Consider the following 6271-nt stretch of genomic DNA (forward strand, 5'->3'; position numbering starts at 1 on the left):
TCTAAGCGCTATATTGACTTTTTTAATCTCCACGCAACAATGCTTACGCGGGAATGACGATTAGGTCGACGCCAATTTTTCAAATTAAACGAGTATACTACAGCTTCTCAGCATGTGAGCTTAAATAATGTGCTACACCTTCATGTGATGGGGTAATTGCTTCCTCACCTTTATGCCAGCCGGCAGGACAAACTTCGCCGTGCTTTTGATGATGAGTTAAAGCATCAATTACTTTTAATGCATAATTAACATCGCGACCAATAGGTAAGTCGTTAACTAGCATGTGACGTACTATGAAATCCTTATCAATTAAAAAAGTTCCACGCAAAGCAACACCATCTTCATTAAGTACGTTATATTTTGAAGAAATATCCTTTTTTATATCGGAAACCATTGGAAATTGTACTTGTCCAAGCCCTCCTTTATTATGCGGAGTATTTTTCCAAGCTAAATGGCTAAAATGAGAATCAATGCTAACAGCTACTACTTTAGTACGTCTTTCGGTAAATTCACCAAGCTTATTGTGAAATGCTATAATTTCCGATGGACAAACAAAAGTAAAATCCAGGGGATAAAAAAATAACACTATATTATCCCCTGCAGCATAATCGCTAAGTTTAAACTTTTCGTCTATATTATTATTAGGCATAATAGCTTTAGCTGTAAAATCCGGAGCGGTTTTGCCGACAAATACTGACATATTCATAACCTTTTATTAATTAATAATCTGATATCATATATAAAACTAATTATTATTACAATAATAAATCTTTATAAATTGCTACTTATCTTTTTTCTTTTCTGAAGAAGCTTTTAATTGGTTAAATATAGTTAACGCTCCAGTTACAAAACTACTAGGTTCTGAAAGGTTTGCAGGTAAAATTACGGTGTTGGTATCTTTAGCCAAATTACCGAATGCACTAATATACTGCTCAGCTATTTTAAGAGCTACTGCATCGCTTCCTCCTGTTTTTTGTACGGCAGCTGCGACAATCTCAATACTATTTGCCGTAGCGGTAGCGACTAAGCCTATTGCTTCAGCTTCACCTTTTGCTCTGTTAACTTGATCCGTATAAGAAGCTTCTGAATTCAGTACGATTTGTGCTTTTTCACCTTCTGCATGGTTAATTTTTGCTTGTCTATTACCTTCCGACTCTAGAATTTGAGCTCTTTTTTGACGCTCTGCAGCTACCTGCAATTCCATAGCTTTAAGGATAGTTTGAGGAGGCTGTATATCTTTAATTTCATAACGCATACATTGTATGCCCCAATTTATAGCAGCCTGATTAATAGCTGCTACAATCGCTACGTTTAAAGTTTCGCGCTCTTCAAAAGTTCTATCTAAAGGGAGTTTACCGATTTCCGAACGCATAGTAGTTTGAGCAAGCTGCGTTATGGCATAGTAAGGATTGTTAACCCCGTAAGATGCTGCCATCGGATCAATAATTTTAACATATAAAACACCGTCGATAGATAATGTTACGTTATCGTTTGAAATAGCTGTTTGAGCGGTAACGTCTATAGCTTCTTCTTTTAAAGTATGTTTGTATGCTACTCTCTGAATGACAGGGATTAGTAAGTTTAAACCGGGTTGTAGTACTTTGTCAAACTTCCCCAATTTCTCCACTACCCATGCTTGTTGTTGAGGTACAACTTTAACCATTTGTATTATAACTAAAATCGCTATAATACTGAAAATTAATAATGCATATTCCATAATTCAATACCTTTTTTATTTCCACTCTATATTATTTTTAATTATAAAAAAAGGATTTAAATTAAACGGTACTTAATTATATATTTTTTTATCTATGAAATAAGTTTTAATTAATTTGAGTAAGGGAAGAATATTTGAATATTCTTCAAGTTGTTCATTTATATTTTTTATCTCATTTAAAGCACTATTAAAATCTTTCTGTAATCAATAAGTTTCAGCGGTTTTATTTTGTTCTAGTATTTTAAGTAAAATACTTTGGAAAAATCTATAATAATAGTCGTCTAGTTTAGGTATATCAGACATAATAATAAATCATATAATTATTGAGATTTTAATTTATATATAAATTTTTTAATAATTCAATAATTTTTAACTAGATTTACATATACTTAAGTCTTTATCTATTATGTCGGAATCTATATTTAAACAGTCAAGGATTGAATGAAATACATAATCATGGTTAATTTTGGTATTAGCACAATTTTTAATTGAGTCTACCGATTCAGGATATTTTTCTCTAAAATCATCTGATACCCAAACTATAAGTGGCACTGTTATTTGTTCTGCAAGTAGTGAACCACCGTGACCGTAATAACCATTTTCTCCAAGTGATTCACCATGATCGGATACATATAATAAAAATGCTTTTTTACCTTTAAGCAAATCTATTAAATTAGATAATAAAATCGGTGTATAAAATTGAATTATCATAACTGTTAACTAACTCAAGCTTATCGCAATCGCTTGCACCTCCCTTAACCTTAATAGGACAGGTGGGGGTAAAACGTTCAAATTCTTTAGGATATCTTGCGTTATAGTTCCAGTGACTTCCTGAGGTATGAACTACTAAAAATTGTTTCTCTGAATTTGTTATTATTTCTTTTATAAAAGGCAATATTTTTTCATCATGAGCATTTAGAGAGAATAGGGCAGAGCCACCCGGTACTATAGTAAAATTAATATCATTATATATATACTGAGGTCAAAATTTGCAAAACTCCTCATTAAAGTTTGGGTACCAATCCAAGTAGTATGAAAGCCAAGATTTGTTAAAATTGATAAAAATCTGTTCTCTTGTCTAGTATTTTTAATTTGACTTGCAGGATAACGTGAAAGTAATGACGGTACGGAAAGAGAGGTAAGATTAGAAGAGGATTTAGCTTTGAAAGAAATTAGGTTTTGAGTAGTCTTTAAATAAGGAGTCGTATCTCTTTCATAACCGTTAATATCGAAATGATCAAATCTTGCCGATTCTCCTATAACTAAAACACCTATAATATCTTTATCTGACATATCTATAAAGTTATATTACTTACTAATATCTATACAGGCATAATTTTTACCGGTTAGGTTTCCGGCAAAGTTAAGGTAGCTATTATGTAAATACTGAATGGGACAATAATTTTTTAGTATCTTAAATGAAGGAGTAATAATATTATATACAAAAATAAGTAAGCAAGCGGCAGATAATAATTTTGTTACGAATGATTTAGAATTTTCGGCGGCAAAAGATTTGAGAGTACAAAAACAGCTAAAAAGGCAAAAAATTATCCATATTATTAATTTAATGCTGACTAATTCATAAACTTCGTTTAAATCCGTTGAGAAAAAACTACCTATTACTTGTTTAGTAGGATTGATTTTGAAGAAATAAATGTAATAACTAGCAATAGCGGATGTTATAAATAAAAACCCTACGCCGATTTTTAACACTAATGTATGTATGCTAAGACCAAAAAATGCTATAAAAGAAAATATATAAATATAACAAAAATCTTTTGATAATTCTAATATCCCTCTAAAAATCGTTGCTTTATAATAATCAAATTTATAAATCATTATTGCGGTATTAAATAACAAACAATAAATAAAGGCTAAAATCGCTGATAATTTAATTAATTTCGTATCTAAATGCTTTTGAATAGTTTTTAGCATATATAATAATTAATAAAGTAATTTTTATAACTACCATGATCATAAAAAATCTTCAAGAATTTTATCCGCTTTTAATACCAAATGCTCCACTTATTGCTATTGATTACGGAAGCAAAAAATTAGGAATCGCATTATCTAATCAAGAACGTAATATTGCTATGCCCTTAAACACTATAATTGAGATAAATAAAAAAATCGTTATCACTTCCTTACTTAATATTATAGAAAAATATAAAGTTTGCGGTGTTGTAGTAGGTCTACCGATTGATATGAACGGAGCAGTAACAGAGCAAACAAATATAGTAATAAAATTTGCAGAAGAATTAACAAAATCTATAAACTTGCCTATATATTTACAGGATGAAAGACTAACTACAAAAGCTGCGAATAATTTTCTTAAATCATTCGGTGTTAAAAGAAAAGACCGTAATAACAATGATGATGCAGTAGCTGCTAGTATGATTCTTGAAACCGTGCTTGATTCTATGAAAAAACTTTAATTAGGAAAGAATTGAGGAGTTGTTGCATGCATCGAAAAACCTACTCAATGTCATCCCCGTAAAAGCGCACAACTGTCCGAAGTTAAAATGAGCAAAAGCTATTTAATAGCTAAAAATGATATTTTTAACGTAAAACATTAAAAATACTACCAGTAATAATTGTAAAAACCATTGCTTATTCTACTTATTTTTCAACTTCGGACAGTTGTGGTAAAAGCGGGGATCCAGAAAAATAACTTCAATATCCGATATAGAAGTTGTATATTCAACAAAATAAGCCTATAAAAACTTGTTTTTATAGGCTTTTACTTCTTTCCCGCCTACGCGGGAATGACATAAAACAGTCCATGCAACAACACTAAGAATTTATGACAAACAAATTACCTACTATTTCACCTAGTCAAATTCTACTTGAAGAATTTATGGAACCTATGGGTATTAGTCAAAGTAAGCTTGCTCGTGATATTGATGTACCTGTTACTAGAATCAATAATATAATTAAGCATCATCGTTCAATTAATGCTGATACGGCACTCCGCTTAGGTAAATATTTTAATGTTAATCCTCGTTGATGGATGAATATGCAAAATCAATATGATTTAGAACTTGCAAAAGATGAAGGTTGGAAAGTTAAAGAAAGTAGAATAAGAACCTTTTCTATGACAAGTTAATTATTTTTTATGATAGTACAAAAAAGTTATATTGATAATAACGGTAGACTAGTTATTCCTATAAAAGTAAGGTAGAAATTAAAACTTAAAATAGGAGATAAAGTAACAATTAAGTATAACAATTCAGAATTAATAATATCAAGTTTTTATTCAAATATAGAAAAAGCAAGAAACATACTGGATAAGTATAAAGATATTGATTTATATAAAGAATTAAAGCTTATGAGAAAAGAAGAGGATATAAATTAATTCGTTGATAATTATATAATTTCTAGCTTTTCAAAAACCTTATTGTAAAGATATATTATTTATGATAGAAACTATGCAAAATAAATAAAATATATCATGAAAATATTAATTCTAGGTGTTACCGGTATGCTGGGTAACAGTATGTTTAGATTTTTAAGTCAGGATAGTAAGTTTGACGTTTATGCGACAGCTCGAAATAATCCCGCTCGTTCTTATTTTTCTAAAGATTTATCCGATAAATTAATTACAAATGTAGATGTTGAGAATCATGATTCGTTAGTTGAAGTATTTAATAAAGTAAAACCCGAAATCGTCATAAATTGTATAGGGCTCACAAAACAACTAGCTGATGCAAACGACCCGTTAAAAGCATTGCCAATAAATAGTTTGTTACCACATAGGCTAGCTAATTTATGTAAATTAGCTAATTCAAGGTTAATCCATATTAGTACGGATTGCGTGTTTTCAGGAAAAAAAGGTAATTATAAGGAAAGTGATTTTCCGGATTGCTATGATCTTTACGGTCGTTCTAAGTTTCTTGGCGAAGTAGATTATCCTCATGCTATCACTTTGCGTACTTCAATTATAGGTCATGAACTAGCGAGTAATAGAAGCTTAATCAATTGGTTTTTAAGTGCAGAAGGGCAAGTGAAAGGTTTTGAAAAAGCTATTTATTCAGGATTCCCGACAGTAGAGCTTGCAAGAATAATAAGGGATTTTGTATTACCGAATAAAGAACTGCATGGGCTTTATCATGTTGCATCAAAACCGGTTAATAAGCTAGAATTGTTAAAATTAGTAGCAGAAATATATAATAAAGAAATCGATATTATTCCGTCAGATGAGCTTGTGATAGATCGCTCAATGGATAGCACACGTTTTAATGAAGCGACGGGCTATAACCCGCCAGGGTGGCCTGAGCTTGTAAAGCGTATGTGTGAATTTGGGTAAATCGTCATTGCGAGCAGTCGTAGACTGTGTGAATACCGAGTCGTCATTGCGAGAAGAATTACGTAGTAATTCGACGAAGCAATCTCAGGAGTTTGTTATTATCTCATGAGATTGCCACGTCGCTTCGCTCCTCGCAATGACGATTTGGCGTCCACGCGAGGAGACCTTGTTGCGTAGATATAAAAAAAAGTAGCTGCGAACTAAGAAAAGTAGTAAAGCGACAAAAAACTTAACCACAAGTGTGTATG

At 31.3% G+C, this 6271-nt stretch carries 6 protein-coding genes and 2 pseudogenes; 4 read left to right on the forward strand and 4 right to left on the reverse strand.

Annotated features, from left to right (window positions below; genetic code table 11):
* Positions 1-97 precede the first annotated feature (97 nt).
* The 4 genes and pseudogenes from KYQ89_RS03055 to KYQ89_RS03070 all read right to left on the reverse strand — a co-directional run bounded on the left by KYQ89_RS03055 (position 98) and on the right by KYQ89_RS03070 (position 3652).
* The gene (locus KYQ89_RS03055) at positions 98-700 is read right to left on the reverse strand and encodes a peroxiredoxin (RefSeq protein ID WP_218460356.1); all 603 of its coding nucleotides are present in this window, start codon (positions 698-700) and stop codon (positions 98-100) included.
* Between the two features lie 81 nt (positions 701-781).
* Positions 782-1717 (reverse strand): SPFH domain-containing protein, encoded by a 936-nt coding sequence (locus tag KYQ89_RS03060; RefSeq protein WP_218460352.1) that lies wholly within the window; start codon positions 1715-1717, stop codon positions 782-784.
* A gap of 72 nt (positions 1718-1789) precedes the next feature.
* Positions 1790-2020: pseudogene (locus tag KYQ89_RS03065) on the reverse strand (hypothetical protein).
* A gap of 66 nt (positions 2021-2086) precedes the next feature.
* Positions 2087-3652 (reverse strand): annotated as a pseudogene (locus KYQ89_RS03070) (phosphoethanolamine transferase).
* Between the two features lie 35 nt (positions 3653-3687).
* On the opposite strand from KYQ89_RS03070, the gene ruvX reads away from it, so the two are divergent.
* The 4 genes from ruvX (at position 3688) to KYQ89_RS03090 (ending at position 6023) form a co-directional block, all read left to right on the forward strand.
* On the forward strand, positions 3688-4152 hold the full coding sequence (gene ruvX, locus KYQ89_RS03075) for a Holliday junction resolvase RuvX (protein ID WP_218460353.1): 465 nt from the start codon (positions 3688-3690) through the stop codon (positions 4150-4152).
* Positions 4153-4520: 368 nt separating this feature from the next.
* The gene (locus KYQ89_RS03080) at positions 4521-4724 is read left to right on the forward strand and encodes a HigA family addiction module antitoxin (RefSeq protein ID WP_256621221.1); all 204 of its coding nucleotides are present in this window, start codon (positions 4521-4523) and stop codon (positions 4722-4724) included.
* A 9-nt stretch (positions 4725-4733) separates the two neighbouring features.
* A complete protein-coding gene (locus KYQ89_RS03085; protein WP_218460354.1) occupies positions 4734-4823 on the forward strand; it encodes a plasmid maintenance system antidote protein in 90 nt (29 codons plus the stop codon).
* Positions 4824-5168: 345 nt separating this feature from the next.
* On the forward strand, positions 5169-6023 hold the full coding sequence (locus KYQ89_RS03090) for a dTDP-4-dehydrorhamnose reductase family protein (RefSeq protein ID WP_218460355.1): 855 nt from the start codon (positions 5169-5171) through the stop codon (positions 6021-6023).
* Positions 6024-6271 lie beyond the last annotated feature (248 nt).

Source organism: Rickettsia sp. TH2014, assembly GCF_019249195.1.
Taxonomy (GTDB): domain Bacteria; phylum Pseudomonadota; class Alphaproteobacteria; order Rickettsiales; family Rickettsiaceae; genus Rickettsia; species Rickettsia felis.

What these genes read in the sequence shown, in the direction of transcription:
- KYQ89_RS03055 (WP_218460356.1), bottom strand. Translation starts at nt 700, where the DNA reads ATGTCAGTATTTGTCGGCAAAACCGCTCCGGATTTTACAGCTAAAGCT.
- KYQ89_RS03060 (WP_218460352.1), bottom strand. Translation starts at nt 1,717, where the DNA reads ATGGAATATGCATTATTAATTTTCAGTATTATAGCGATTTTAGTTATA.
- ruvX (WP_218460353.1), top strand. Translation starts at nt 3,688, where the DNA reads ATGATCATAAAAAATCTTCAAGAATTTTATCCGCTTTTAATACCAAAT.
- KYQ89_RS03080 (WP_256621221.1), top strand. Translation starts at nt 4,521, where the DNA reads ATGACAAACAAATTACCTACTATTTCACCTAGTCAAATTCTACTTGAA.
- KYQ89_RS03085 (WP_218460354.1), top strand. Translation starts at nt 4,734, where the DNA reads ATGCAAAATCAATATGATTTAGAACTTGCAAAAGATGAAGGTTGGAAA.
- KYQ89_RS03090 (WP_218460355.1), top strand. Translation starts at nt 5,169, where the DNA reads ATGAAAATATTAATTCTAGGTGTTACCGGTATGCTGGGTAACAGTATG.